The 26034-nt window shown below is 31.3% G+C and carries 29 protein-coding genes, 2 tRNA genes and 1 riboswitch; of the genes, 4 read left to right on the top strand and 27 right to left on the bottom strand.

Annotated elements, in window-relative coordinates; all coding sequences use genetic code 11:
- Nucleotides 1-158: 158 nt before the first annotated feature.
- The 19 genes from CD129_RS04660 to CD129_RS04570 form a co-directional block, all read right to left on the bottom strand.
- Nucleotides 159-232, bottom strand: a tRNA-Gly gene (locus CD129_RS04660).
- Nucleotides 233-257: 25 nt separating this feature from the next.
- Nucleotides 258-343 (bottom strand) — tRNA-Leu (locus CD129_RS04655).
- Between the two features lie 267 nt (nucleotides 344-610).
- The gene (locus CD129_RS04650) at nucleotides 611-1057 is read right to left on the bottom strand and encodes a SprT family protein (RefSeq protein WP_078357977.1); all 447 of its coding nucleotides are present in this window, start codon (nucleotides 1055-1057) and stop codon (nucleotides 611-613) included.
- Nucleotides 1047-3200 (bottom strand): Tex family protein, encoded by a 2154-nt coding sequence (locus CD129_RS04645; protein ID WP_107509040.1) that lies wholly within the window; start codon nucleotides 3198-3200, stop codon nucleotides 1047-1049. The genes CD129_RS04650 and CD129_RS04645 overlap by 11 nt, the downstream gene beginning before the upstream one ends.
- A 139-nt stretch (nucleotides 3201-3339) precedes the next feature.
- Nucleotides 3340-4110, bottom strand: a complete 771-nt coding sequence (sigB, locus tag CD129_RS04640) for an RNA polymerase sigma factor SigB (protein ID WP_115337239.1) — start codon at nucleotides 4108-4110, stop codon at nucleotides 3340-3342.
- The gene (gene rsbW / locus CD129_RS04635; protein WP_078358053.1) at nucleotides 4085-4561 is read right to left on the bottom strand and encodes an anti-sigma B factor RsbW; all 477 of its coding nucleotides are present in this window, start codon (nucleotides 4559-4561) and stop codon (nucleotides 4085-4087) included. Before rsbW ends, sigB begins: the two co-directional genes overlap by 26 nt.
- Before the next feature lie 4 nt (nucleotides 4562-4565).
- Nucleotides 4566-4889, bottom strand: coding sequence for an anti-sigma factor antagonist (locus CD129_RS04630; protein WP_078357980.1), 324 nt, complete (start codon nucleotides 4887-4889; stop codon nucleotides 4566-4568).
- A 74-nt stretch (nucleotides 4890-4963) separates the two neighbouring features.
- Nucleotides 4964-5968, bottom strand: coding sequence for a SpoIIE family protein phosphatase (locus CD129_RS04625; protein WP_078357981.1), 1005 nt, complete (start codon nucleotides 5966-5968; stop codon nucleotides 4964-4966).
- A 71-nt stretch (nucleotides 5969-6039) separates the two neighbouring features.
- On the bottom strand, nucleotides 6040-6411 hold the full coding sequence (locus tag CD129_RS04620; RefSeq protein ID WP_078357982.1) for a type II toxin-antitoxin system PemK/MazF family toxin: 372 nt from the start codon (nucleotides 6409-6411) through the stop codon (nucleotides 6040-6042).
- Nucleotides 6412-6579: a type II toxin-antitoxin system antitoxin MazE gene (mazE, locus tag CD129_RS04615; RefSeq protein ID WP_048540868.1), complete on the bottom strand. Its 168-nt coding sequence runs from the start codon at nucleotides 6577-6579 to the stop codon at nucleotides 6412-6414.
- Nucleotides 6580-6664: 85 nt separating this feature from the next.
- Nucleotides 6665-7813, bottom strand: coding sequence for an alanine racemase (gene alr, locus CD129_RS04610; RefSeq protein WP_107509038.1), 1149 nt, complete (start codon nucleotides 7811-7813; stop codon nucleotides 6665-6667).
- Nucleotides 7814-7860: 47 nt separating this feature from the next.
- Nucleotides 7861-8229 carry a holo-ACP synthase gene (acpS, locus tag CD129_RS04605; RefSeq protein WP_078357984.1) on the bottom strand — a complete coding sequence of 123 codons (369 nt, stop codon included), beginning with the start codon at nucleotides 8227-8229 and terminating at the stop codon, nucleotides 7861-7863.
- A gap of 17 nt (nucleotides 8230-8246) precedes the next feature.
- Nucleotides 8247-8723, bottom strand: a complete 477-nt coding sequence (locus CD129_RS04600) for a PH domain-containing protein (protein WP_078357985.1) — start codon at nucleotides 8721-8723, stop codon at nucleotides 8247-8249.
- Nucleotides 8713-10230: a PH domain-containing protein gene (locus tag CD129_RS04595; RefSeq protein WP_115337238.1), complete on the bottom strand. Its 1518-nt coding sequence runs from the start codon at nucleotides 10228-10230 to the stop codon at nucleotides 8713-8715. Before CD129_RS04595 ends, CD129_RS04600 begins: the two co-directional genes overlap by 11 nt.
- Entirely contained in the window at nucleotides 10220-10699 is a 480-nt protein-coding gene (locus CD129_RS04590) for a PH domain-containing protein (protein WP_115337237.1), read from the bottom strand. Before CD129_RS04590 ends, CD129_RS04595 begins: the two co-directional genes overlap by 11 nt.
- Nucleotides 10700-10785: 86 nt before the next feature.
- Nucleotides 10786-12309, bottom strand: a complete 1524-nt coding sequence (cshA, locus tag CD129_RS04585) for a degradosome RNA helicase CshA (protein ID WP_078357988.1) — start codon at nucleotides 12307-12309, stop codon at nucleotides 10786-10788.
- Nucleotides 12310-12482: 173 nt separating this feature from the next.
- Nucleotides 12483-13163, bottom strand: a complete 681-nt coding sequence (locus tag CD129_RS04580; RefSeq protein ID WP_107509034.1) for an alpha/beta hydrolase — start codon at nucleotides 13161-13163, stop codon at nucleotides 12483-12485.
- Nucleotides 13160-14512, bottom strand: a complete 1353-nt coding sequence (locus CD129_RS04575; protein WP_078357990.1) for a UDP-N-acetylmuramoyl-tripeptide--D-alanyl-D-alanine ligase — start codon at nucleotides 14510-14512, stop codon at nucleotides 13160-13162. The genes CD129_RS04580 and CD129_RS04575 overlap by 4 nt, the downstream gene beginning before the upstream one ends.
- A gap of 8 nt (nucleotides 14513-14520) precedes the next feature.
- A complete protein-coding gene (locus tag CD129_RS04570; protein WP_078357991.1) occupies nucleotides 14521-15594 on the bottom strand; it encodes a D-alanine--D-alanine ligase in 1074 nt (357 codons plus the stop codon).
- Nucleotides 15595-15774: 180 nt separating this feature from the next.
- Here CD129_RS04570 and CD129_RS04565 point away from each other — a divergent pair, with 180 nt between their 5' ends.
- Nucleotides 15775-16977 (top strand): FtsW/RodA/SpoVE family cell cycle protein, encoded by a 1203-nt coding sequence (locus CD129_RS04565; protein ID WP_078357992.1) that lies wholly within the window; start codon nucleotides 15775-15777, stop codon nucleotides 16975-16977.
- Nucleotides 16978-17030: 53 nt separating this feature from the next.
- Here CD129_RS04565 and CD129_RS13410 read toward each other — a convergent pair whose 3' ends face one another.
- Nucleotides 17031-17165: an Lmo0850 family protein gene (locus CD129_RS13410; protein ID WP_237687731.1), complete on the bottom strand. Its 135-nt coding sequence runs from the start codon at nucleotides 17163-17165 to the stop codon at nucleotides 17031-17033.
- A gap of 139 nt (nucleotides 17166-17304) precedes the next feature.
- Nucleotides 17305-17508 carry a copper ion binding protein gene (locus tag CD129_RS04560; protein ID WP_078357993.1) on the bottom strand — a complete coding sequence of 68 codons (204 nt, stop codon included), beginning with the start codon at nucleotides 17506-17508 and terminating at the stop codon, nucleotides 17305-17307.
- Nucleotides 17509-17659: 151 nt separating this feature from the next.
- Between CD129_RS04560 and cls the strand changes: the two genes are divergently transcribed.
- Both cls and CD129_RS04550 read left to right on the top strand, forming a co-directional pair.
- Nucleotides 17660-19141 carry a cardiolipin synthase gene (cls, locus tag CD129_RS04555; protein ID WP_115337236.1) on the top strand — a complete coding sequence of 494 codons (1482 nt, stop codon included), beginning with the start codon at nucleotides 17660-17662 and terminating at the stop codon, nucleotides 19139-19141.
- A gap of 61 nt (nucleotides 19142-19202) precedes the next feature.
- On the top strand, nucleotides 19203-19880 hold the full coding sequence (locus CD129_RS04550) for an HD domain-containing protein (RefSeq protein WP_078357995.1): 678 nt from the start codon (nucleotides 19203-19205) through the stop codon (nucleotides 19878-19880).
- 173 nt (nucleotides 19881-20053) lie between these two features.
- Here the strand turns inward: CD129_RS04550 and yidC are convergent, their stop codons facing one another.
- The 6 genes from yidC to CD129_RS04520 form a co-directional block, all read right to left on the bottom strand.
- A complete protein-coding gene (yidC, locus tag CD129_RS04545) occupies nucleotides 20054-20923 on the bottom strand; it encodes a membrane protein insertase YidC (protein WP_078357996.1) in 870 nt (289 codons plus the stop codon).
- 81 nt (nucleotides 20924-21004) lie between these two features.
- Nucleotides 21005-21646, bottom strand: coding sequence for a thiamine phosphate synthase (gene thiE / locus CD129_RS04540; RefSeq protein WP_115337235.1), 642 nt, complete (start codon nucleotides 21644-21646; stop codon nucleotides 21005-21007).
- Complete coding sequence (gene thiM / locus CD129_RS04535; protein WP_115337234.1) at nucleotides 21647-22438, bottom strand: hydroxyethylthiazole kinase; 792 nt, start codon at nucleotides 22436-22438, stop codon at nucleotides 21647-21649.
- Entirely contained in the window at nucleotides 22431-23243 is an 813-nt protein-coding gene (thiD, locus tag CD129_RS04530) for a bifunctional hydroxymethylpyrimidine kinase/phosphomethylpyrimidine kinase (protein ID WP_115337233.1), read from the bottom strand. The genes thiM and thiD overlap by 8 nt, the downstream gene beginning before the upstream one ends.
- Before the next feature lie 112 nt (nucleotides 23244-23355).
- A riboswitch (TPP riboswitch) is annotated at nucleotides 23356-23453 on the bottom strand.
- A gap of 123 nt (nucleotides 23454-23576) precedes the next feature.
- A complete protein-coding gene (locus tag CD129_RS13580; protein ID WP_115337232.1) occupies nucleotides 23577-24425 on the bottom strand; it encodes an aggregation-promoting factor C-terminal-like domain-containing protein in 849 nt (282 codons plus the stop codon).
- A 376-nt stretch (nucleotides 24426-24801) separates the two neighbouring features.
- Nucleotides 24802-25380, bottom strand: coding sequence for a single-stranded DNA-binding protein (locus CD129_RS04520; protein ID WP_115337231.1), 579 nt, complete (start codon nucleotides 25378-25380; stop codon nucleotides 24802-24804).
- A 181-nt stretch (nucleotides 25381-25561) separates the two neighbouring features.
- Here CD129_RS04520 and CD129_RS04515 point away from each other — a divergent pair, with 181 nt between their 5' ends.
- Nucleotides 25562-25999, top strand: coding sequence for a YwpF-like family protein (locus CD129_RS04515; RefSeq protein ID WP_115337230.1), 438 nt, complete (start codon nucleotides 25562-25564; stop codon nucleotides 25997-25999).
- Nucleotides 26000-26034: the final 35 nt, after the last annotated feature.

Genomic DNA, 26034 nt, shown 5'->3' with positions numbered 1-26034 from the left:
TGAGCCAGGATCAAACTCTCCATAATAGAAGTAAGCTTGATTAGCTCATTTTTGATTGGTTAAGCCAATCACTCTTTGAAGTACTATAAGCACTCAATTATTGGAATTAACGTTGACATATTGTCATTCAGTTTTCAATGTTCATTTTATAAAAAATCTGGAGCGGGTGATCGGAATCGAACCGACAACATCAGCTTGGAAGGCTGAGGTTTTACCACTAAACTACACCCGCTTAGTTATATTATTAAATTGATGAATGGTGCGGCCGAGAGGATTTGAACCTCCACGGGATTACTCCCACTAGGCCCTCAACCTAGCGCGTCTGCCATTCCGCCACGACCGCGCATGGTTTGCAGTTCTTAAATCAATATGTTGTTCGAGTGACTGTCATTAATTATATTACGTTGAGTTTACAAAGTCAATACAAACACTCAACTTTTTAATGTAATTTTACATTGCTTACAAACTCTTAAAACTTTGTTTCGTTTTGTTTAAGCAACGTGTATTATCATACGACGTTTCATCCATTTCGTCAATAACTTTTCTTCACTTTTTTACAAAAAAAGTACTACACCTCAAATTATTAGTGTAGTACTTTCCTTATTATTATTTATGACATTTTTCTTAACTTTCCACCACAGCGTCCACACCTGTATTTTACTGTGTTGACCTTTCTAATACGCTTAAACTCTAATTTACAATTCGAACATTTATATAAATAATTGGCTCTTTCATCATAACTTTTAACTGCTTTACAAAATCTAGGAGCTCCAACATCTTTGCTCAATTCCCTAAAATCATCATCTCTATGTTTATAGCCTTTACCTTCTATATGTAAATGGTAATGACAAAGTTCATGTTTAATGATGTCTTTCAAAGCCTTTATACCATAAAATTCATATTGTTCTGGATTGATTTCGATATTATGACTATTAAGTAAATAACGTCCTCCAGTTGTTCTAAGTCTTTTATTAAAAGTGGCTTTATGATCAAAAGGTTTATTAAAGGATTCTAATGAGATGTTTGATACTAGTTCCTGTAATTTATTATCGTCCATTAGGATCAATCATAGTTAATGAAACTTTTTGTCTTTCTTGATTAACATCTAGTACCCATACATCTACAATATCACCAACACTCACTATATTCATTGGGTGTTTAACATAACCTTTAGATAATTTAGAAATATGAACTAAACCATCTTGCTTTACGCCGATATCTACAAAAGCACCAAAGTCTACAACATTTCTAACTGTTCCACTTAATGCCATGTTTGGTTTCAAGTCTTCCATAGAAAGTACGTCTGATTTTAATATTGGTGTTTCAAATTCATCTCTTGGATCTCTTAAAGGTGCTATAAGTGACGCAATTATATCTTCTAATGTTGGAATACCAATATTAAGCGTTTCACTTGTCTGATTTAAATCTATTTTACTTAATTCATCTTTTAATGCGTCTGTTCCAATATCTTCTTTGCTTAGACCAACATGGTTTATTAATTGATAAGCAGCATTATAACTTTCTGGGTGAATAGCTGTTTTATCGAGTGGTTCTGTTCCATCTAATATTCTTAAGAAACCAATACTTTGTTCAAATGTCTTGTTTCCTAATCTCGGAACTTTAGCAATTTCAGAATGATGTGAGATTGCACCTTTTTCTTCTCTAAATTTTATAATATTATTTGCAACAGTGTTACTTAAGCCTGAAACATAACTTAGCAATGATGGAGAGGCTGTATTAACATCAACTCCTACTTGGTTCACTGCAGTTTCTACAACGAATTTTAAAGTCTCACTTAATGATTTTTGATTAACATCATGTTGATATTGACCTACACCGATTGATTTAGGATCAATTTTTACTAGCTCACTTAAAGGATCCTGTACCCGTCTACCTATTGAAACCGCACTTCTTTCTTCTACTTTAAAATCTGGAAATTCAGCTCTTGCAATATCTGACGCCGAATATACAGAAGCCCCAGCTTCATTAACAATAACAAACTGACAAGCTAGTTGATGTTTTTTTATCATTTCAGCTACGAATTGTTCTGATTCTCTACTAGCAGTTCCGTTTCCGATTGCTACAAGTTCTATATTGTGTTTATTGATCAATTCGACAAATACTTTTTCAGCTTGTTCCATTTTTGAAACTGGTGGATGAGGATAAATAACATTTTTATCAACAAATGAACCATATTCATTTATTACTGCTAATTTACATCCTGTTCTATATGCTGGATCTAGACCTAATATTTTCTTACCTTTTAACGGAGCTTGTAATAACAGGTTTTTTAAATTCTCTGAGAAAATCTCGATTGCATGATTTTCAGCTTTTTGAGTTAGTTCGCTTCTAATTTCTCTTTCAATTGATGGAAGGATTAATCTTTTCAAACTATCTTCAATTGCTTCAGTAATAATTTCAACGTGTTTATGATTATTTTTAATGTATTGAGATACTAAATATCTTTTTAATGTTTCATGATCAATTTCAAAAGCTACTTTTAAAACACCTTCAGATTCACCACGATTTATAGCTAACACTCTATGAGGCACTATTTTTTTTAGTGGTTCTTCGTATGCATAATACATTTCAAAGACATTTTTTTCATCTTCAGCTTTCTTTTTCTTTTCAGTAACCAGTTTACCTTGTTTCTCGATATTATTTAAAATATATTTTCGATATTTAGGTTCATCTGATATGATTTCAGCAATAATATCTTGCGCACCTTTTATAGCATCTTCAGTAGTTTCAACTTCCTCAGTTAAATATTTAGATGCTACATTTGATAAAAGTTCTTCTGAGTTACCTTCAATTATCCAATTCGCTAATGGTTCAAGACCTTTACGTTTAGCTTCTGTTGCCCTTGTTTTTTTCTTTTTCTTAAATGGGCGATATAAGTCTTCAATTCTTTGTAACTTAGTTTGATTAAGGATGTCATTTTTCAAATCATCAGTAAGTAAACCTTGCTCATCTATTAATCGAATAACTTCTTCTTTTCTTTTATGTAAGTTAACTGCATAAGTATATTCATTTTCAATAAGTTTGATTTCTACTTCATCTAATCCACCAGTTAACTCTTTTCTATATCTTGCAATAAAAGGCACTGTATTTTTATCTTCTAGCAATTCAAGTACAGTTTTAATTTGTTTTTCTGTAAAGGGATGATTATTTTTTATAATGTCTATTAATTCTTGATTCATAATTGCCTCCTAAAAATGATTATATTCTATTTTAACATAAATCTAATAAATGCTTTATCTTGTGTAAGTCTTCTTTCACAGCCTTTTAATAAATAAAAAAGAACACCTTAAATCGCGTTATATCGATTAAGGTGCTCTCCTATTTCATTGCTGCTTCTTTTAATTTTTTTATTGCTGTTCTTTGTAGTCTAGAAACGTGCATCTGGCTGAGACCGATTTTTTCACCAGTTTCTTTTTGACTCAAGCCCGTAATAAAGGTGTATTGGATAATTTCTCTTTCTCTTTCGGTTAAGATTGGAAGGATTTTTTCTAATATCATCCTTTTTTCTGTTAAGTCATAACCATCTTCAGATTCGCCCATTATATCTAATAAAGTAACAGTCGAACCGTCTTTATCCGCTTCAATTGAATGGTCAACACTTAACGCGTTATAGCTTTGTCCCATTTCCATTGCTTCTAATACATCTTCTTCTGTTACTTCTATCCTATTAGCAATTTCTATGATTTTAGGTGATCTTCCTAATTCATTCGTCAGTTCTTCATTAGCTTTTTTTATTTTAGGACCGATTTCTTTAATACGCCTCGGCACATGTACACTCCATGTTTTATCTCTTAAATACCTTTTGATTTCACCAATTACTGTTGGTACTAAAAAAGCTTCAAACTTTCTCTTGAAAGATACATCAAACCTTTTAATAGCTCCTAATAAGCCTACCATACCAACTTGCACTAAATCTTCATGGTGAGCTTGTCCTTTAGAATATTTATATGCTAGAGACTCTACTAATTTTTGATAATGTAACACAAGTTTTTCTTGCGCTTCACTATTATCGTTTTCTTGGTAATCAGCAATCCACGCGTTAATATCTTTTGGAGAAACGTCTTTATAAGCTTTGGACTCTTCCGTCATTTGTTTGCACCTGCTCTTTAGATAAATACTTTGTCATACTTATTGTAACACCAGCATCTTTTTGAACGCTTACTTCGTCCATCAATGATTCAATAAGAAATAGTCCTAAACCACCTTGTCTCAAGAAATTAATATTATCGCTTTCTTGATAAGGTCCAAGTACTTTTTTAGCTTCTTCATAATTAAAGCTTTTTCCTGAATCAGATACAATGATTTCTATTTTATCTTCGAACACAAGATATCCTATTAGTATTTCACCTTCAACTTTATCACTATACGCGTGTTTAACAGCATTTGTTACTGCTTCAGATACAGCGATTTTTGAATCTTCAATATCTTCGTATGAAGCGCCAGCTCGATTGAATACGCCTGACAAAGTTAATCTGACCAAACCTACGTATTCTGGAGCAGCAGGAAATCTCATCTCTATATAATCATAGTTAGATGTCATCATCTTATACCTCCGTTCCTTTGTTGACATGCATTAATTCTTTAAGACCCGTAATATCAAATAATCTCTCAATTCTTTCTGATACACCAAGCACATATAGTGACTTATCGTGTTCATTGAGTGATTTTAATGTGCCAACAAATAAACCTAAGCCAGTAGAATCCATATAACTTACGTTTTCCAAGTTAACATGTATATCGTGTGTTCCTTTTTGTCTAATTGGTTGTAAAACTTCTTGTAGTTCAGGCGCAGTATAAACATCTAGTTCTCCGCCAACCTTTATTTCATAGTAGTTTTCATGCTCAGTAGTTTCAATGTTAAGATTCATTCCTTGATACACCCCTAAATATATTAGACTTTCATCATTTATGTTTACCCGATTAAATATTTTTTAATCTTGCATTATTTAACACGCTTTACAATTAATATCGTTAAATCATCTCTCTTATTAGGATTTTGAAGTTTAACGAGTTCTTCATATAGAATTTGCACTATATCTTGTGGATGAAGTTGTTTATACTCATTGATCATTTTAAGTAAATCATTTGTTTTAACAAACTCATTTTGTTGATTTCTCAACTCTGTTACACCATCAGTAAATACGATAATCATATCTTGTAGTTCTATTTTTATTTCACTTTGTTTATATCTAGTATGTTTATGAACACCAAGTACGATACCACGTTCTGTCATTTCTTCAAATTCACCAGTTTGACTTCTATATATATAACCTGGTTCATGACCTGCTGAACTATAATAGAGCATATTATTTATTTCTTCATATAGACCATAGAACATCGTTACAAACATGTTTTGATTGACGTTCTTTTCCACAACACGGTTTAAACGTTTAAGTCCATCACTCGGAAGTTGAGAATGTCCATAAGAATCCATTCCAAATTTAATCATACTCATAGCTAATGCTGCAGGAATACCTTTACCTATTACATCTGCTACAGCAAAGCTCATCGTACCATCGTTATGATCAATTAAATTAAAATAATCTCCACTTACTTTTTGTGCAGGCACAGAAATAGCCCCTATTTGTATACTATCAAATTGAGGTATTTGTGGTTTAAGCATAGTTTGTTGCAAACTTGAAGCAACTTCCATTTCTTTGTCATGTATTTTTATTTTATTTAATAATTTTTTATAGTCACGATATGTAAAACCATAGCCTATCATTACTTCTAAAAGAACATCAAATGAACTCATGATTTGTGACTTACTTAAACTTTGTTCTTTTTCTATGATCTCAATATGTAGTTGTACAATTTCTTCTGGTGAAACATTATCTTCAATAGCTTCTGTCGAATAAGTTTGACAAGCGGATAAAATTTCATCATTACTAGTCTTAACATAATCGACTAATAATTTTTGATACTGTTGCTTCTTCTGTTCTGACACAAAGTCACCTCGTTTCAAATAGACTAAAAAAGCTTTAGGCTAATCCTAAAGCGGAGAATGTTTTAAATTCATTATGTATTACCTAATGCATCAAATCTTTGTTGCAAAGTAAGGTTGAGGCTGATGGCTATAGCTGTATCAACCTCTTTCATCTTTGCATCAGATAAATATGTTAGTTTTTCTTTTAATCGTTTCTTATCAATAGTTCTGATTTGTTCAAGCAAAATAACTGAATCTCTATCTAGTTTATATTTCGCTGCTTCAATTTCTACATGTGTAGGTATTTTAGCTTTATTTATCTTACCAGTAATTGCTGCTACAATGACAGTCGGACTATATCTGTTACCCGTATCATTCTGGATAATTACGACTGGTCTTGTTCCCCCTTGTTCAGAACCAGTAACTGGTGAAAGATCTGCGAGATATACATCTCCTCTTCTCATTTATTCACCTTGTTGAGATGCTAAGTGCGATTCATTTGAATCACAAGCTTCACATTCACTATAGTAAGCTTCAGATGCAAGGGAGAGATTTAAGTCAGCCATAGAACGATATCCTTCTTTCAGTGTTTGTTCTAAACTTTGAGTACGATTTTGAGTTAAAGATGTCATAACAAATACCTCCAGATAAATTAAGTATGAATTTATGTTGATTAAGTTATTAATATCATAACAAATGTAACTCTATTTGACTATGCTATTTCAGTAATTCATTTGTAACTTCTTCATTTTCACCATCATGATAAATACGTGGTAACCTCTTTTTTAAGTTACAAAGTACTTCATAATTAATCGTTTCTAACGCATCAGCAATCCTTTCAGCAGATTGTTCTGAATCAACATGATTATCCATTAAAATAACTTTATCGCCTGTTTTTATGTCATCAGGAATTTTAATCATTGTTTGATCCATACATACTCTACCAATTACGGGGCAGTTTACACCATTTACATTAACATAAGTATTTTGCATTTTTCTTAAATATCCATCAGCATATCCAATTGGAAGTGTAGCTACTTTAATGCGTTCTTCAGCAGTATAAGTAGTGCCATAACTCACTGTATCTCCAGGTTCAAGATATTTAGTTTGAACAATTTCAGTTACTAATTGAGCTGCTGGTTTTAATTTTAAGTTTGAAATTTCTTGAATATATTTAGATGGATAATAACCATATAAAGAAATGCCAAATCTTACTGCTGTACAGATAGATGCATCATACCTAAGAGCACCTGCTGAATTTTGTGAATGAATATATTCTGGTGTTTTTGAAGATTGTACAAATTCTTCAAATAAGTCATATTGATTTTTCGAAAAATCATTTGGCTCATCTGCAGAAGCAAAATGTGTATAAACACCTTCAAATATTAATCGTTCATGTTGTTCTATTTTGTTGATAGCAGATTGATAACTTTCAATATCTCTCAATCCAATTCTGCCCATACCTGTGTCTACTTTTATGTGCATCCATAACGGTTTATCAGCGTTATCATCGAGTGATTCAATTGCTTTATCTAACCATTCTTCAGTTGGAACAGTTAAGGCAACTCTATGTTGTACTGCTTTATTAATATCTTTTGTATTAATCACACCTAGTACTAATATTTTCGCTTTTATACCGTGCATTCTTAACTCAATAGCTTCATCTAAAGTAGCAACTGCAAAGAAATCGACACCTTCATTCATTAAATAAGATGCAATCGGCACACTACCTAAACCGTAACCATTTGCTTTAACGACTGCCATAATTTTCTTATTTGGATGTAATCTACCTACAGCTTGATAATTTTCTAGTATTGCCTTTAAATCAACATTGATATAAGTTGGCCTATAATATTTTTCGGACAACAGCAAGGCACCTCCTCTTATAATAAGTGTATTTTATCATATAGATATTATTCTTGCTTATTATTATCTTTTTCGATAATAACAATTGCCTCAGCATACTTCTCAGTATGTGTGATAGACGTATGGACATGAAAACCATCACAGGCTATTTCAGGTTTCCCATTCTCATCAGGTAAACAGTTGATAGAATGAAAGCCGTACTTTTTACCAATACCGGTACCCATTGCTTTAGTAAAAGCTTCCTTTACAGCAAATCTGCCAGAAATAAATTCAACTTTCCTATTATCCAGGTTTATTTTATTAAAAATTTCTAGTTCATTGTCTGTTAAAATTTTATTAACCATTGTTGGTCGTTTATCATACCATTCTTTAATACGTTTAATTTCAACTAAATCAATACCAACACCATGAATCATAATTTACACCTTCATTCTCACTGGTTAATGTCATTTTCAATTCTATTTTGGATAGCATATTTAATTTTATTCGCTTTATCCTTATTTAAATATTGAATCATTTCATTACCACCTGCTGTAGATAAGGTGATATTGGCCAAATTGTATTTTCTCATAATAAATCCTTCATACAAGTCGACATTTTGAATTCTACCCATCGGAATTGTTGTTTCTTTTATCATAAATATTCCAGATTTAATGTTAATTTCATCATCATTAATTTCGTAACGGAAATTTCTATACATATAGTAAGGTTGAATTATTAAGCCATAAATACTTATGAAAAAAATAATTGCTATAGGTATAGTCAAAAACCATTTAGAAACGTCTGTCCACAACAATTCAAAAATCACAAACATAACTATTAAAATAATTAATAATAAAGAAATTGTAATGGATGATCCAATTCTTTCCACTGTCATTCCTTTTTTATCCATTCTATATCTAGGAAGCATGATCATTACCTCCTTTATATTTGTACCAATTGTAGATGTTTAATGCATCTTCTATATTTATAAACCTTAATCCTTTAGACATCATGGCACTTCCATATGCTAAATGTATATTGAAATGTGCTATATCTTTTCTTTTAATTATAAGATTTTCATGCAATTCAAATGTCAAAACTTTGTCTCTATTTGCCCAAATTGTTGAATATTGAAATGGAGTTGCATTCAAAATCACAATTGAATCATCGTATATTTTGAAACCTGACTTCATTGTAATAACACTTGCAAATAACACCATTATTAAAAATATTACTACTCCAATTATCCATGTATAAGACCATAAATATATTTGTATAGGAATAATAGCTATTGCCAAAATTACTGTCGGAACAAATACTCTTCTGCGTATACCTTGAGCAGGCAACCCTTGATTTACAGAATGAAATTGAAATTGTGGAATAATTTCTTCTAATAATTTATAAGCTTCTTGTTTCTTCATAAATGGAAGTATTGTAACTGTACCTATATCAGATTCTTCATTATTTTCAAAATGACCATCTGAAGTAATAATAGCAGAAATTTTAGTATATCCTATAGCACGTCTGAAAAGTGATTCTTCTTCTTGTAATGCTTGTATTCTTTTGATAGGAACAGTTCTTTTCTGAACTGTTAACAATCCATACTTAACAGTTAGTAATTCCCCATCAAATGTTAATTGATATTTATAGTTCTTAATGAACACAATAAGCGATCCTATAATATAACTCATCATAATAAACACGACTACTATCGAAATGATGACAAATGTTAAGTTCATTACTTGATTTATTAATGGGCTAATATAATCTTCAATATCAATAACTTGCGTAATAACCCCTGATAATGATCCTAGTGCTGCAAAGACAATTAAAATACCACCACTCGTAAAACTCATTTTCAATAATTCTTTTACTGATAACTGGAAAAATACAGCCTCTTCTTTACGGCTACTTTCAGAAATATTGTGGTCATGATGTTCAATATCTTCTTCTACTTGTACATCTTGATTTGTTTCATTATTTTTAAGCTTATTCTTTCGATCTTTCAGATACTCAGACAATTCATCACTTTGCTTTTTTGTGATTGTATCTAGTTCTATACCATCACTAGGCGTTTTCACACTTAAATTAACGCCTCCTAACAATTGATGGACAATATTTTGAGAAGTATCAACTGATTGAATTCTTTCTATATTTAACTCTTTTCTGTTTTTCGAAAAGACACCCCAAGTCATAATTAATTGATCTTTTTCAATCCAATAACGGGTTTTATAAATTTTAATACCTTTAAATATACTAATAATTAAAGAAAAAGCTAAAATAACTATTGGAAACGTGAGATCCCAAATATTATCAAAGCCGCGTGTTATAACTAGAAATACTGCAATGATTAATGGAAAGATATTTTCTTTTAAACTTTGTAAAAAGCCACTAACATATGAGATTGGATGCAACTTCTGCGGATTAAACATCATCTGTCACCTCTTTAACTTTTGTCATGATATTTAACCTCGTTTTGTCTGCAGTTTGTCGATTAACCATTGGTAAGAATACTGAACTACCAGCTGTTACAACAACTACAAAATATATATTTAACATTCTTGAAATTGGCCCATGCTTAATTTTCACAAATTGGACTCTTCTATATGGTTGTACAGACCTCTTTTGATAATACAGACCTTTCTGTACTTCTATATATTGTTCACCTATTTCAAATGAGGTTCTTTTTAATCTAATAATAGGATTAATGAATCCAATTACAATCATCATAATAGCTAAAGTTGGAATTACATAAATAAGAAACGTCCACCACTCAAATTTATTCCATAAATACAAAAATACACTAAACAATATTAGTATAGCTATTACATTAAAAATATGATGAATATACTCGTATTTTATAGACTGTTTTGGCATATTATTATCGAGTACTTGTTTATACATATAATCTCCTCTATTGATCAATTTACGTGTATTATATCATAAAAAAAGTGTGTGTAACCTTAGAGATTACACACACTTTCGTAATTTTATTTTGAATGCTCAGCGAATGTTCTACCTGAGAATTGTTTTTTTGAACGAGGTTTATTTGGTTTAGTATTTTTACCTTTATTACGGTCAAAATTGCTGTTTTTGTCGTTACTACGACGTTTGTTATTTTTACCTTCAAATCTAGTTCTAGATTTACCACGAGAATTACCTCCACCGCGGTTACCTCTTTGACCAGATTTTTTAGATAATGGTTTTTCAAATGTTAATTGAACATCTGATTCGTTATTTGAAGTAATTAATTCTTGCAATAATGCAGCAACTAATTTTTGATCTCCATATACATTGATTAGCTCTTCAGCTATTTTTTCAATGCGTCCTTCGATTGGACTTTCCACCCAACCTTTAACTTTATCTTTAACATCTGATTCTTTAGCTTGCATTACTTCACCAGGTGTTGGTGGACGTAAAGAAGTCATTTGGCGTTTATTTGCTTTTTCAATTTGACGGATATAATCCATTTCAACTGGGTTAACAAATGTTATTGCAGCGCCTTTTTTACCTGCTCTACCTGTACGGCCAATACGGTGAGTATAGCTTTCAGTATCTTGAGGAATATCAAAGTTATAAACATGACTTACGCCTGAAATATCCAAACCACGTGCAGCAACATCAGTTGCAACTAAAATGTCGATTTTGTCATTTTTGAATTTCTTCAATACTTCTAAACGTTTAGCTTGTGTAATATCACCATGTAATCCTTCAGCACGATAGCCTTTAGAAATTAAAGCGCTAGTTAATTCATCAACACGGCGCTTAGTACGTCCAAACACGATTGCTAATTCTGGATTTTGAACATCTAATAAATTAGTAAATGTCTCGAATTTTTCTAATTCTTTTACGATAGTGTAGTACTCATCGATTTGAGGATCTGATAATTCGTTAGACATTGTTTTAACGATTTTTGGACTCTTCATGAATTTTTGAACTAATTCTTGAATAGCTTTAGGCATTGTAGCTGAGAATAGTAATGTTTGACGGTTTTCAGATGGAAGTTTAGACATTATAAATCTCATATCATCTATAAAGCCCATGTTCATCATTTCGTCTGCTTCGTCTAATATTAACGTTGAAATAGATTCTGTTTTTAACGTCTTTCTATTTAAGTGGTCAATAACACGACCAGGTGTACCTACTACGATTTGAGGACCTTTTTTAAGTGATTTAATCTGTCTGTCTATTGGCATACCACCAAATACAGTAACAACACTTACATTTTGTCCTTTACTAAAACTACGTAATTGCTCCGCTACTTGGTTTGCTAATTCACGTGTTGGTGCAAGTATTAATGCTTGAACACCTTGTTTTTCTGCTACTTTATCTATTAATGGGATACCGAATGCACCAGTTTTTCCTGTTCCAGTTTGTGCTTGTCCTAGCACGTCCGTACCTTGTAATGTATGAGGAATACTTTCAATTTGTATTGGTGTTGGCTCAGTAAAGCCCATTCCGTCCAAAGCGTTTAAGGTAGCTTCAGAAATACCTAATTCTTTAAATTTTTGCAAAATAATTCTCCTTTTAGATAGTTAATTCTTCTCTTCTTTTTTATTCAACTTCTATATACTACCACCCTTTTAGCAATAGCGCAATGCAGTTAAATCGTCGTTTACATTTTATTTTCATAGTTTAAAACATAAAAAAACTGCACTAAAAAGGGATTTAGTACAGTTTTACATCATTATTTATTTTTAAATATAAATTTTTCAACTTCATAAAAAACTTTATAATTCACTTTTGATAAACAAATTTCATGTGGTCCTCTATCAATTTCAACTAATCTAGCATTTTTAATTCTTGATACAAGATCTCTAGATTTATCTATTGGAACTAACCCATCAATCGTTCCGTGTATAATGAGAGTCATAGCATCAATTTGTTCTGGTATATATAATGCACTTTGCTGTAATTTTTTAAATGCTAGAAAAGATTTATAATTTATTTTAATCGTTCTTAACAACATAAACTCTAATATTTTCAAATCAGCATGACGCATATTATTAATAAAGCGATAAGGTGATTTTACTAATTGTTGAATATTAATATTTTCATATGCAGGAGCGATTAAAATCAATTTATCTGGTTGTTCAATTTTAGCAAGCAGTCCTGCAATAACGCCACCCATAGAAAAACCAATAACGATGACGACATCTGATTTCTCTCTAAGTATTTCATATGACTTTTGAGCTCTTTCATACCACATATCTTCATTTGTATCTTTTATTAATAAATTAAGACCATGCCCAGGATATTCAGGTGCTTCAAGTATAAACTCATATCGACTACTTAAGTATTCAATCAAAGGTAATAATTCGTATCTTCCCCCTGTATATCCATGTAAAAATAAAATACCTATTTTCATGTTAGTGAATTGATAATCGTTTCTAGTGACATACCTCTTGATCCTTTAAATAAAGTAACACTTTCTCCATTTAAATGTTCTTTTAAGTAGTCTGTAATTTTTTCTTTAGAATCAAAATGGTAATGATTTTGAATATACTCACTTGCAATATTGGATATATGAGCCGCTTCTTCTCCATAAGTGATTAATGTTTGAATATCTTTGCCTTCTAAGTAATAGCCAACTTGTTGATGCATTTCTTTACTCATATCACCTAATTCTAGAACATCAGCTAATATTAATATTTTGTCATCTGACTCCATATTGTGCAGTGTATCAATCGCCGCTTTCATACTTGTTGGACTTGCATTATAAGCATCATTAATTAGTAAACCATATTTTTCTGTTTCGATACGCTGCATTCTCATATCTGTCAAAACTAAATCATCTAAAGTACTTTGAATAATATCTTCGGTTACACCAAATTGTTTTGCAACTTGTATCGCATACGTAGCATTTTTAACATTATGCTCACCTAATATGCTTAAGTGGTACACCATATTGCTATTGTTCAATTGAAAGTTTATGCCATTACTTGTTGATTGGTTAGTTTGTATAATCACGTTATTATCGACATTTGTTCCTACTGATACTTTAGTATTGTTAATTGAAGTAACGATTGATTTAAGTAATGGCTCATCTCCATCATAAATAAATAAACCATCATCTTTAAGTCCTTCAGTAATTTCAAATTTTGCTTTTGCAATACCTTCTCTTGATCCAAGATCTTGCATATGAGATTCGCCAATATTTGTCACAATTGCAACATCTGGTTCAGCTAAAAGTGTTAATTCTCTTATTTCACCAAAGCCACTCATACCCATTTCTAATATAGATACTTCAGTGTCTTCATCTAAATCCAAAATTGTAAGTGGGCATCCTATTTCATTATTGTAATTGCCTTGCGTTTTCTTTACTTTAAAAGATTTGTTTAGAACGCACTCGACCATATCTTTAGTTGTTGTTTTACCATTTGATCCTGTAATTGCAACAACTTTAGGATTAACATATCTTAAATATGACTTAGCCAAATCTTGTAATGCTACCAATGTATCCTCAACGAATATAATCGGTCCTTTAGGAGGATTAGGTATGTCTTTTTGCCAAAATGAAGCACCAGCACCATTTTCTAACGTTTGACTAACAAATCGATGACCATCAACATTTTCACCTTTAAAGGGAATAAACAAATTTGATTTTTCAATTTTTCTAGAGTCAATACAAGTCCCTTGTACAACTTCATCTAAATAATCTTCTTGAATTTCACAATCTATCCATTCTTTTATTTTACGTAATTTAATATTCATTATGATTACCCTCAGTCAATTTTGTATTTAATATTTTTCTTGTTATCGTAACGTTCAATAGCAAGTTCAATTAACTTCGTTATAAGTTCTGTATAACTCAAATTCATATTTTCCCATAATAAAGGATACATACTATATTGAGTAAATCCTGGCATTGCGTTCGTTTCATTAATATAAATAGTATTATCCTCAGTCAAGAAGAAATCTGCTCTCACTAGACCAGAACAATCCGTTGCTTTGAATGCTTCTACAGCCATATTTCTTAATGTAGTAGCTGTTTCTTCATCTATATCAGCTGGAATTTGAAGTTGTACCTTACCATCTTTATATTTTGATTTATAATCATAAAATTGTACATCTTTAATAACTTCTCCCGGTAAAGTCGTTTCTGGATAATCATTTCCTAATACAGCGACCTCTATTTCTCTTGCATCGACACCTTGTTCAATTACAAGCTTACGGTCAAATTGAAATGCTTCATCAATACCAGAAATGAGCTCTTCTTTATTTGTACATTTACTTATACCTACACTTGAACCTAAATTAGCAGGCTTTACAAAAACTGGATATTCAAGTTTATTTTGAATTAATTCAATTATATTATGTTCATACTTTTCATACTCACTTTTTAAGAAACTTACATATGGTAATTGTGGTAACCCTCTATGTGCAAATAAATGTTTCATTACTAATTTGTCCATTGAACTTGAAGCTGCAAGAACTCCATTCCCAACATAAGGTATATCTAGCACTTCAAATAGTCCTTGAATCGTACCATCTTCTCCGTTAGGACCATGTAATAGTGGGAATACAGCACTATATGCTTCACCATTATTACTTACTTCAAGTAATTTAGAAATTGGTGTTAGTTCAACGCATGTTAATTTTAATTGATCGATGTCAGTGATTTTTTCATTAATGGATTGTTCACTTTTAATCCAGTCACCATCATTCGTTATGTATATAATATCGATAATGTATTTAGTTAAATCAACTGAATTAATAACATTTTGTGCTGTTAATATCGATACATCATGTTCAGCACTTTTCCCACCATATATAATACAAATATTTTTTTTAGACATAAAGACGCCTCCAAGTAGATTGTTAGCCTATATTTTATCATGTTTACTACCTTTGATGCACCTATCAACATTACTATTTTAAAAATAACCATTTTGAGAATAGCAAAATTGTACCACTTTATGTACAATCAAGTTATAATGATAATTATGAAATTTAGCGTTAATTAAAGGAGTCTTTTAATGGAAACTTCTACTCGAACATTAAATAAATCGTTCCTAGAGAGAATTGATTGGCGATTAATTACAATCATTCTTATACTATTTGGGACAAGTTGTTTAATCATCAATTCAGCAATGTCTGGCGGGCAATATGAAACAAACTTCCTACTTAAACAAATCTTATACTATGTACTTGGGTTTCTTTTAGCAGTTGGCTTAATGTTTATTTCACCAAAGACTTTACGAAAGTATGTATGGATTATTTACATAATTGGAAACCTATCCTTAGTTGGTTTGTTAATATTACCAGAATCAAGTTTCACGCCTATCATAAATGGTGCAAAAAGTTGGTATAGACTTGGACCAATAAGTGTACAACCATCAGAATTTATGAAAATTATATTAATAATGGCACTGGCGAATGTCATTTATCAACATAATAGATTTACTTATAATAAATCTTTGACTAGAGATTTAAACTTATTAATGAAAATCGGTTTAACCTCATTAATACCAATGGCGTTAATTCTATTTCAAAATGATTTAGGTACAACGCTCGTATTAATTGCAATTATACTCGGTATCGTGATTGTTTCAGGTGTTACTTGGAGAATTCTAGCACCGGTATTTGTCGGTTTATTTGCTATTGGATCTAGTTTGATTTTGCTTATGATTTTTAAACCAAGTATTATCGAAAAAGTATCTGGTATAAAGACTTACCAACTGGGACGAATAAATTCTTGGTTAGACCCATATGCATATAGCTCAGGAGATGGTTATCATTTAACCGAGTCTTTAAAAGCTATAGGATCTGGACAAATATTTGGTAAAGGGCTAAATAACGGAGAAGTTTATATACCTGAAAATCATACTGACTTTATTTTTTCAGTTATTGGTGAAGAATTTGGGTTTTTAGGAACAATGGTCGTCCTTATTATCTTTTTAGCATTATTTATTCACTTAATAAGACTAGCAACAATAACGAGCCATCCATTCAATGTAGTCTTTATAATTGGTTACATATCATATGTATTGTTCCACGTTGTGCAAAATATTGGTATGACGATTCAGTTATTACCAATTACAGGTATACCACTTCCATTTATTAGTTATGGTGGATCTGCTCTATGGTCTCTCATGGCGGGTGTAGGTATATTATTATCAATTTTTTATCACGAAAAAGATAAATATACAGTATCAAAAGAAAATATAGAATCAGAATAAAACATTAAAAAAGCATCCTCAGCTGAGGATGCTTTTTTAAATTCACCATTATATTATTTTAGTTTGTTTGCAGCTACGTTAGGCAAACTACGCATTATTTCTATTCGTGACTTAGTTTCTGTTATGTTTACGCCTAATGATGATAAAAGTTTGACCACATTCTTTACCTTTGACTTAGGTTGATTCATGGGTACCACCTCTTATTCAATTTAGTTACCTTAACTACATTCTACTCTAAAATTATCAATTTGACTATAGTTCATTCGGACTATATTGTTATATTTTCGTTTGAATTGTTATGTTTTTATAATAATTATGAAAATTTTATTAAACTACTTCGTAACCTGCATCAAAAATTGCATTTTCAATATTATCTATACTTGCTGGATCTTGATAAACTACTCTTACTTGATTATCATCTGGACTTGCAACGACTTCACTAACACCGACTAATTGTCCTACTGATTCTTCTACTGCTTGTTTGCAATGCGCACATGACATACCTTCAACGTTTATAATTTGTTCTTTCATGTTAACACTCCTATTTATATATATTTTATTTAATTTTCTACCTTATTCTTTTAATTATATGCATATGTTTAATGACGGTCAAATACAACCTTTTCAATTTTATTTTAAATGTATTATACTAGGTTAAAGATAAAGAAACGGAGGCATTGGTATGGACTTTTTCTCGTATTTTTCATTTGATTTCTCCATCGTAGTATCAGTGCTACTTATTACGGCTTTTATTTTAAATGTCGTATTTGGATTTATTATTATCTTTTTAGAGCCAAGAGAAGCTGGCGCAATATGGGCATGGCTATTAGTACTGCTATTCGTCCCTATACTCGGGTTTATACTTTACCTATTATTTGGAAGACAAATTCAGAAAAAAAGTATCTTCAATTTAGACGAAGAAGACAAAATTGGCCTCGAACACATTATTAACGAGCAAATTAAAGCAATAGATGAAAATAATTTCGAAATTGATAAACCTGAAATTTACAACTATAAACATCTTATTCATATGCTTTTATATAATAATTCAGCATTCTTAACAACTGATAACAAAGTTGAAATGTTCACTGATGGTCATGATAAGTTTGATTCTCTTATTGAAGACATTAAAAATGCTAAAGAATATATCCATATTCAATATTATATTTTCAAAAAAGATAATTTAGGTAAAAAAATCTTAAAAGAACTTGAAAAGAAATTACAAGAAGGTATAGAAGTTAAAATGTTATATGATGATATGGGCTCTCGTAAGTTAAACTTATCATCCTTTAAAAAGTTTAGAGAACTAGGTGGCGAAGTTGCTAGTTTCTTTCCATCAAAGTTACCTCTAATCAACTTCAGAATGAATAATCGAAACCATAGAAAAATTGTCGTAATCGATGGGAAAATTGGTTATGTTGGTGGATTTAATGTTGGTGATGAGTACTTAGGCTTAGATAAAAAGTTTGGATATTGGAGAGATACACATTTAAAACTTGAAGGCGACTCAGTTAATGCATTGCAATTAAGATTTATGATGGATTGGAACTCTCAATCTACTCGTGATAAAATGATTTACGAATCTAGATACTTTCCAGATGTTGATTCTGGTGGAAAAGTTGGAATTCAGATTGCTTCAAGTGGTCCTGATGAAGAATGGGAGCAAATTAAATACGGTTATTTAAAAATGATTTCAGAAGCTAAAAAACATATTTATATTCAAACACCTTATTTTATTCCAGACTTGTCATTTTTAGATGCCATTAAAATAGCATCTTTATCTGGAGTAGATGTAAATGTGATGATTCCAAATAAACCTGATCATCCTTTCGTATATTGGGCAACATACGCAAATGTAGGAGAACTTGTTAAAGCTGGAGTAAATGTTCATATTTATGAAAAAGGCTTTATACACAGTAAAATGGTAGTTATAGACGATGAAGTCGTAAGCATTGGTACAGCAAATATGGATAATAGAAGTTTTGTCCTTAATTTTGAAGTAAATGCATTCATTTATGATCATGAAATTGCAAAAAATTCACGCCTTGCTTATAAAAACGATATGAAACATTCATCATTACTTACTGTAGAAAAATATGACAACAGAAGTACTTGGATTAAGTTAAAAGAAGGTATCGCTAGACTACTGTCACCAATATTATAAAAATTATGCAGGTAGAATCGATTATACATCCGTTTCTATCTGCTTTTTTAAGGAGAAAACGATGAATAAAGAAAAGATTATCTTAAATGCTGAAGCATACGTAAGACAACTACATCAACAAGATACTACTGGGCATGACTTCGAACATATTTTAAGAGTAAGATTTCACGCATTAGATATTGCACACTATGAAAAGGCAGATACCTTTGTTGTAGAGTTAGCTAGCCTATTACATGACTCTGTGGATAAAAAATTATTTAAAGATACTACTACAGCTTGGGAACAATTATACAAATGGATGAATGAAATGCAATTAAGTTCAGACATTCAAGACGAAATTGTTCATATACTTAAATTCATGAGTTTTAATGGTGGTAAAAACAATGGCAAATTAAAAAGTTTAGCTGGTAAAATTGTACAAGATGCAGATAGAATAGATGCTATTGGTGCAATTGGAATAGCGAGAACATTTCAATATGCAGGTCATTTTAAAGAACCAATGCATATCTCAACACAGAAACCTAGAAACTTAAATACTTTAAATTCAAGCCAGTACCATGATGAGCCAAATACGGCAATTAACCACTTCTATGAAAAATTATTATTATTGAAAGATATGATGAATACTGAAAGAGGAAAAGAAATTGCACAAGAACGACATTCGTATATGGAGAGCTTCTTAGAACAATTCTATAAAGAATGGGATGTTACAAAGAACGGAGAAGGACATAAATCCTAACTCAAAAGTATCTTACGATTTTGTTCGTGCATTTGCCAGAGGGTATGGCTCGAGCCTGTAGTCTCTCGCGCATACTATTCCCTCAGGCGTCCGCACTTACAAAATCGTTGTAAATATCCATTCTATACAAAAAAGAGCCTAGGATATTTATGTCCTAAGCTCTTTTTTTAAATTTATTTCTTTTTCTTTTTGTTAGAAACTAGTTTAGCTGGTTTCTTTTCTTTGTTTGCTTCTTGTTGATTTTTTTCATGTGCTTCGATAATAGGTTTCATTTCTTCTTCAACTTTATTGTTGTAGAACACGTTACCTAACCATGTTTGAACTACTAAGAATGCACCACCGACAGCCCAATATAAACCTAATGCTGAAGCTGAAATGTATGACATCCAGATAATCATAATTGGAGAAATGAACATCATCATTCTCATCATGTTTTTCTGTTCATCAGGAACATTGGCATATTTCATTGAAACAAATGCTTGTAGTGCATATATAATACCTGCAATAATTGTAATGAAAAGATCTGGTTGAGTTAAATTAAACCATAAGAAATGAGGATATTCTGTAATCCCGCCTTCTGTAGGGTATTTCAATACATAGAACAGACCCATAACAATTGGCATTTGAATGACAATTGGTAAACAACCCATATTCATTGGATTAATTCCGTGCTTTTTGTATAAAGCCATCATTTCTTGATTGGCTTCCATTTTTTCTTCTTGTGTACGAGCACGTTTAACTTTTTCTTGAATTGCTGTCATTTCAGGTTTTGCAAGTTTCATTTTTTCACGCATTAATTTTTGGTTTTTATACGTCTTCATCATAAATGGGAATAACGCAAAACGAACAATTAATGTAATAACGATAATAGCTAGACCATAGTTGTGATCCAAATTAGCACCAAGCCAATGAATAACGCTATCCATTGGTTTAACGAATGTATTATAAAAGAATCCATCCCTATTCTCAGGTTTAGAATAATCACAGCCAGCTAGCACAACCATTATACCGAATAATAATGGCCACAAAGCTTTTTTCTTCATTTTTCCACCTCTATTGATATACTCACATAAAGGTTATTCTATCATAGAATGATGACAACATAAATCAATATATTAATTTTATTAAAGAATTTTATATTGATTATGAAAGCCCTTCACAGTTTGTTCAATTTTTTCACTTTTTGCAATTGCTGATATAACACTTACACCATTTGCTCCTGCATCTATTAAAGGTAAGACATCTGCCTCTGTAATACCACCTATTGCAACGATTGGAATTTCATTATCGATTTTTCTAATATTTTTTATAAGGTCATATCCACCTTCTTTACCTGCATCATCTTTAGAAACTGTAGAATGTATTGGACCTGTACCGATATAATCTACTTCAGAAATATCCGATTTCTCATATTCATTGCTATTTGCGACACTTAATCCGATAATTTTCCCTTTAAACTTATCTATAAATTCTGATACATTGCGATCATCTTGACCAACGTGTATTCCGTCAGCGTTTAATTTCAAAGCTAAATCTACATCATCATTAATAATAAAAGGCACTTTATGTTTTTTACAAAGTTCAAATAAATCTTTAGCTAATGTTTCTTTTTCAATTCCCTTTTTACTATTTGTTCCTTTTTCACGAAACTGAAACATTGTGATGCCACCTATTAAAGCTTCTTTAACTACTTTATATAAATTTCTATCTGGTGTATCTTGACTGCCAGCGATAAAATATACTTTTAATTTATTTATATCAAACATTTATTTCACTACTTTCACTTTCTTATTTTCTGCTACTATTTCATCAGTTATGGCATGTAATTGATCTATCAAAGCAATTTGAAATGTCCCTGGCAAATGAGCACCTGGTTGTTGGCTAGCTATTTCGCTTGCAACATTATAAGTAGATAGTGCTTCTTCTAGATGATCAATTTTTATAGTTTTTTCGTTTGATAAAAATGCAGCTACAACACCACCTAATAAACAACCTCCACCAGTAACTTTAGTTAACATTTCACTTCCATTATTCAATGCTATGATTTTATTATCACAAGCTATAACATCCACTTTTCCAGTTAATATAATAGGTAAATTTAATTGTTGATGGGCTTTTTTAGCAATTTTAATAGCATCTAATGAAGCATCACTATCTGTTCCTTTCATCATTGTATCGTCTTCGATGAGTGCTAATATTTCTGAAGCATTACCTCTAATTACGTCAACTACTTCATCATTTAATAAAGTATTACAAAAAGTTTTTCTTAGTTGTGATGCACCAACCGCTACTGGATCTAGAATGACTGGCACACCGTTTTCATGCATGATTTCTGCATATTCTTTCATATCATAAGCTTTATCTGTTGTGATTGTACCTATATTAATTAAGAACGCACCTGCAGCTTTTGAAAATTCTTGAGCTTCTTCTGGTTCTTCGCTCATTGCTGGACTAACACCTAGAGATATTAACCCATTCGCTGTAAAGTTCTTTACTACATCGTTTGTATAACACACAATTAGTGGACTGTTTTCTCTTATATTATTTAATTTACTCATAATCTAATCCCTCTATTTTTTGATATGCAAAATGATTTACTGGTCCTCTTCCCTTACCTATTTCTGGTGTATATTGAATTGCTAAAGTTATAAATCTTTTAGCTACTTCGACTGCTTGTTCTATTGAATGACCTTTTGCTAACTCGGAAGTTATAACAGCACTGAATGTACATCCTGTGCCGTGTGTATGCTGTGTACTGAATCTTTCACTCTTCCAACTTCTCATTCCATCTTTCGTAAATAAGTAATCAATCGCATCACCTTCAAGATGGCCACCTTTTATGACAACACCATTAGTCCCAATTTCATTTAAGAAAAAAGCACCAGCTTTCTTAATTTCATCTTCTGTTTGAATTTTATAGCCAGTTATATCTTCCGCTTCTGGAATATTTGGCGTAACAACTGTAGCAAGTGGCAATAATATTTCTTTAAGTTTATTTTTCCCTTTGTCATCCATCAAGGCATAACCACTTTTGGCAACCATTACTGGGTCAATAACATAAGGCTTACCTGACTGTGCAATAAATGGTTTAATGACATTCATCATCTCTTGAGAGGCTATCATACCTGTTTTAATTGCATGTGGCTGCTCATCATCGAAGACACTCTTCAACTGACTTTCAATTACTTCTACGGGCAAATGATAAACATCTTGAACGCCTAAAGTATTTTGAGAAACAATACTTGTTGCTACAGCCATACCATAAACCCCTGAAGCTTGAAAAGATTTCAAATCAGCCATTATACCCGCTCCACCCGTTGGATCAGTTCCAGCTATTGTTAATGCTATATTTGGTTTTTTCATAATACGCCACCTCAAATTTAATTTTCATATTTATAAAATCTATACTATTTGATTATTACTTAATAAAAAAAGACCTCTTTCGTTAAAAAGAAGTCAATTAAGTGTAGTATAATACGCTAATTGACCACTTCCCTACGTTGGCATTATCCAAATCAAGTGTTAAGGGACTGATAAAATCATCTCAGCCAACAGGCGCCCCTAGTAGTCATTCATCTATTCAGTTAATTAAAGATTATCAAATTGAAGAGATACGGTCAAATTAAAAAATCGCCTAGGATATTTCCTAGACGATTGGATTAATATATTAATTCACTTTTAAATAAAGTGTATGGCTTACCACCAGTTATTTTGAGAACGGAATGATAATGCAGCGTCAACAGAACCGTAACGTTGTTTCGCATAATTTAACATACCTTTTGTTTGTTGTTCAACTGAACCTGTTCCCCATGATTCTTTAGTTTGACCAAGACCTCTATATCCTAATTCGTTAACAGCATTTGGATTACCGCTTGATTCTGGTAATACAATTGTATTCCACATAGCTTCAGTACCACCTGCAGCTAAGAATTGAGCTTTAGTTGATCCACCAGTGCTAGCTGTTGATGTTTGAGTAGTTCTTACTCTTTGAGCTGGCGCTTGGTAACTTTGTTGAGCTGGTGCTTTATATGCTTGTTGAGCTGGCGCTTTGTAAGATTGTACTGGCGCTTGGTAGCTTTGTTGTTGAGCTGGAGCTGCAACTTGTTCTTTAGTTTGTTGAACTGGCGCTTGTTGAGCTACTGGAGCTTGAGCTGGAACAGCTGATTGAGCTGGTGCTTGTAATGATAAAGTTTGTCCAACAATGATTAAGTCTGAAGATAAGTTGTTCCATGCTTTTAATTGAGATACAGTTACATCATATTTAGATGCAATTTTACCTAAAGTATCTCCTGAAACTACAGTATATTCTGTAGTTGATTCTGTAGCTGCTTTAGCTTCGTTAACTTTAATTACTTGATTAGGTAAGATTAAGTTAGATTTTAAACCGTTTTCTGCTTTAATAGCACTTACTGATGTACCATATTGTTGTGAAATACTATGTAAAGTATCACCAGATTTAACTGTATGAGTTGCTGCATCTGCTGTAGCTGTTACCCCTGTAGTAACTGCAATTGCCGCTGTTGAAACTGCTAATAATTTTTTCATGATTGAATGTTTCCTCCCGTAAGGTTTTCACTTTTTATATGATTTTTACTTTCTAAACTATACCATTATTTTTTATGTCATAGGTTACAGGTATATGAAAAAACAACACCTTATATTACAGTTAGATTACACGTATTTCTAAGTGAAATCTAGCGATATTTAAGTATAAAAGCCTTTGTTAAAGTATTTATAAAGATTGAGTAAAATTAATTATCAGACAATTTGTCATCTATATGTAATTTATTAAACAATTAATGTAACATATGTATACTTGCTGCCCTACAGCAAGACAGCAAGTTCTGGAATTTAGAATCAAGAATTATATAAAATAAACAGAAAGGATTTTTAAATTCGAAAGCATAATTGAAGCATATTTCTATGAAGATGGAACTTTTGATTTAGAAGATGTATTTTCATTATTTTCGCTTTCTTCTACTTTTTTAATGACATTTACAACGTTACTATATTGATTGTATAATTCGTCATCTATATTACTGTCACTATATTCTTTTGCAGTATTTTCTGCTCTTAACTTTTCTTTGTTTACTTTAGAAGAAAGATCTTTAGAATAACTTTCAGCACTTTCACTTATTAAGTCACTTATCTCCTCTTTAGACTGTGGAATAACTGACTTACTTGATGCAGGCATGTTTAAAAATTTAATTGTCTCGCATATTATTTCTGTTATATATTGTTTCTTATCTTCTTTAATATATGCTCGAGACTGACTTTGTCCAGTTAAAGCAACAAGTTGCCCTTTCTTAGTATATTCGTGAATATTATAAGCAAGCTTGCCGAAAGCCTTACACACAATGAAATCAACCGCAATAGTACCTTCTTTTGTTTTATAGCCACGTTCAACAGCTAAACAGAAAGTGGATATCATGATATCTCCCTTTTTGAAATACGCAGGATCTTTTGTTAAACGCCCTACTAATACAGATTTATTTAACATATGCTCACCTCCTTATACTTATAATATAATGAGATGGATATTTTTCGTCAAAGCCCATAATTATAAAAATTGAAAACTCTTTTTTCACTTTATTTATTGATTATTGTTATTTCACTTAAAAGTCCTTTATAATAGAAAGCAAAGTTAAACATTCGTAGATTTAACTATAAGGGGGATGTTTATGAAAACATTTAAAGCTGTACGCTTTCAAATTGTAAACGATGAACAAATTACGGAGTTTGAATTATTAGATGGTATTATCATTAATAAAGAAAACAGTGGAACTGGTTGGCTACTAGAAATATTAATATCAGATATCCATTATGATCAAATGAAAGATTATCACGATAATCAAACATTACTTGATACGCGAGTTGTAATTACAAGACCTTCTAATGATCCAGCATTATTTGATGCAACTATTAAATATATCCAACCTCTTGAAGAAAATATTTCAGTTGTATTTGAATGCCATATTTATACTTTAAGACAAGTCTATGCAGAAAGATTGCTAGAGCAACTTATTGACGAAGGGATATCAGGTGATGAGCTTAAAACATCATTTAACAGATTAATGCAATCTAAGCCAAAATTAAAAGACGAAAAAAGCAATATATAAAAAAAGAAAGAACAGATATCTGTTCTTTCTTTTTT

The sequence above is a fragment of the Mammaliicoccus fleurettii genome, assembly GCF_003970575.1.
GTDB lineage: Bacteria > Bacillota > Bacilli > Staphylococcales > Staphylococcaceae > Mammaliicoccus > Mammaliicoccus fleurettii.
The sequence above is the reverse complement of the archived record's forward strand: the minus strand, read 5'-3'. Positions and strand labels throughout refer to the sequence as shown.

Excerpts from the sequence above, each read along its gene's own strand:
- CD129_RS04515 (WP_115337230.1), top strand. The coding sequence starts at position 25,562 with ATGAAAACATTTAAAGCTGTACGCTTTCAAATTGTAAACGATGAACAA.
- CD129_RS04570 (WP_078357991.1), bottom strand. The coding sequence starts at position 15,594 with ATGTCTAAAAAAAATATTTGTATTATATATGGTGGGAAAAGTGCTGAA.
- CD129_RS04590 (WP_115337237.1), bottom strand. The coding sequence starts at position 10,699 with ATGTATAAACAAGTACTCGATAATAATATGCCAAAACAGTCTATAAAA.
- CD129_RS13580 (WP_115337232.1), bottom strand. The coding sequence starts at position 24,425 with ATGAAAAAATTATTAGCAGTTTCAACAGCGGCAATTGCAGTTACTACA.
- CD129_RS04650 (WP_078357977.1), bottom strand. The coding sequence starts at position 1,057 with ATGGACGATAATAAATTACAGGAACTAGTATCAAACATCTCATTAGAA.
- mazE (WP_048540868.1), bottom strand. The coding sequence starts at position 6,579 with ATGACATCTTTAACTCAAAATCGTACTCAAAGTTTAGAACAAACACTG.
- CD129_RS04565 (WP_078357992.1), top strand. The coding sequence starts at position 15,775 with ATGGAAACTTCTACTCGAACATTAAATAAATCGTTCCTAGAGAGAATT.
- yidC (WP_078357996.1), bottom strand. The coding sequence starts at position 20,923 with ATGAAGAAAAAAGCTTTGTGGCCATTATTATTCGGTATAATGGTTGTG.
- rsbW (WP_078358053.1), bottom strand. The coding sequence starts at position 4,561 with ATGACATCTAACTATGATTATATAGAGATGAGATTTCCTGCTGCTCCA.
- CD129_RS04550 (WP_078357995.1), top strand. The coding sequence starts at position 19,203 with ATGAATAAAGAAAAGATTATCTTAAATGCTGAAGCATACGTAAGACAA.
- thiD (WP_115337233.1), bottom strand. The coding sequence starts at position 23,243 with ATGAAAAAACCAAATATAGCATTAACAATAGCTGGAACTGATCCAACG.
- CD129_RS13410 (WP_237687731.1), bottom strand. The coding sequence starts at position 17,165 with ATGAATCAACCTAAGTCAAAGGTAAAGAATGTGGTCAAACTTTTATCA.
- CD129_RS04600 (WP_078357985.1), bottom strand. The coding sequence starts at position 8,723 with ATGCTTCCTAGATATAGAATGGATAAAAAAGGAATGACAGTGGAAAGA.
- thiM (WP_115337234.1), bottom strand. The coding sequence starts at position 22,438 with ATGAGTAAATTAAATAATATAAGAGAAAACAGTCCACTAATTGTGTGT.
- acpS (WP_078357984.1), bottom strand. The coding sequence starts at position 8,229 with ATGATTCATGGTGTTGGTATTGATTTAGTTGAAATTAAACGTATTAAA.
- CD129_RS04520 (WP_115337231.1), bottom strand. The coding sequence starts at position 25,380 with ATGTTAAATAAATCTGTATTAGTAGGGCGTTTAACAAAAGATCCTGCG.
- CD129_RS04595 (WP_115337238.1), bottom strand. The coding sequence starts at position 10,230 with ATGATGTTTAATCCGCAGAAGTTGCATCCAATCTCATATGTTAGTGGC.
- CD129_RS04580 (WP_107509034.1), bottom strand. The coding sequence starts at position 13,163 with ATGAAAATAGGTATTTTATTTTTACATGGATATACAGGGGGAAGATAC.
- CD129_RS04630 (WP_078357980.1), bottom strand. The coding sequence starts at position 4,889 with ATGAATCTTAACATTGAAACTACTGAGCATGAAAACTACTATGAAATA.
- CD129_RS04560 (WP_078357993.1), bottom strand. The coding sequence starts at position 17,508 with ATGAAAGAACAAATTATAAACGTTGAAGGTATGTCATGTGCGCATTGC.
- CD129_RS04620 (WP_078357982.1), bottom strand. The coding sequence starts at position 6,411 with ATGAGAAGAGGAGATGTATATCTCGCAGATCTTTCACCAGTTACTGGT.
- thiE (WP_115337235.1), bottom strand. The coding sequence starts at position 21,646 with ATGTTTGATATAAATAAATTAAAAGTATATTTTATCGCTGGCAGTCAA.
- cls (WP_115337236.1), top strand. The coding sequence starts at position 17,660 with ATGGACTTTTTCTCGTATTTTTCATTTGATTTCTCCATCGTAGTATCA.
- CD129_RS04645 (WP_107509040.1), bottom strand. The coding sequence starts at position 3,200 with ATGAATCAAGAATTAATAGACATTATAAAAAATAATCATCCCTTTACA.
- sigB (WP_115337239.1), bottom strand. The coding sequence starts at position 4,110 with ATGACGGAAGAGTCCAAAGCTTATAAAGACGTTTCTCCAAAAGATATT.